The organism is Streptococcus sp. 4155, assembly GCF_013276695.1.
Classification (GTDB): Bacteria; Bacillota; Bacilli; order Lactobacillales; family Streptococcaceae; genus Streptococcus; species Streptococcus pseudopneumoniae.
In genome coordinates this window covers 1-630 of the sequence record NZ_VMLM01000128.1, presented here as the reverse complement: position 1 = coordinate 630, position 630 = coordinate 1, and the positions used below count along the sequence as shown (strand labels likewise).

Annotated in this window: 1 protein-coding gene; it reads left to right on the top strand. The window is 37.3% G+C overall.

Features of this window, described 5'->3' with window-relative positions; all coding sequences use genetic code 11:
• Positions 1-630: G5 domain-containing protein (locus HT715_RS11500; RefSeq protein ID WP_172922976.1), on the top strand; the 630-nt coding region annotated here is incomplete at both ends.

The following is a 630-nucleotide window of genomic DNA, read 5'->3' as shown; positions in this document are numbered from 1 at the left end:
CAGTTATCAAAGTTCCAGCTAAGAGCAAGGTTGAAGAAGTTCTTGTTCCATTTGCTACTAAATATGAAGCAGACAATGACCTTTCTGCAGGACAGGAGCAAGAGATTACTCTAGGAAAGAATGGGAAAACAGTTACAACGATAACTTATGATGTAGATGGAAAGAGTGGACAAGTAACTGAGAGTACTTTAAGTCAAAAAGAAGACTCTCAAACAAGAGTTGTTAAAAAAGGAACCAAGCCCCAAGTTCTTGTCCAAGAAATTCCAATCGAAACAGAATATCTCGATGACTCAACTCTTGATAAAGGTCAAGAAATAGAAGAAGCAGGAGAAATTGGTGAAATTACGCTTACTACAATCTATACTGTAGATGAACGTGATGGAACAATTGAAGAAACTACTTCTCGTCAAATTACTAAAGAGATGGTAAAAAGACGTATAAGGAGAGGGACGAGAGAACCTGAAAAAGTTGTTGTTCCTAAGAAGTCATCTATTCCTTCATATCCTGTATCTGTTACATCTAATCAAGGAACAGATTCAGCAGTAGAACCAGCTAAACCAGTTGCTGCAACAACAGGCTGGAAACAAGAAAATGGTATGTGGTATTTTTATAATACTAACGGTTCCATGG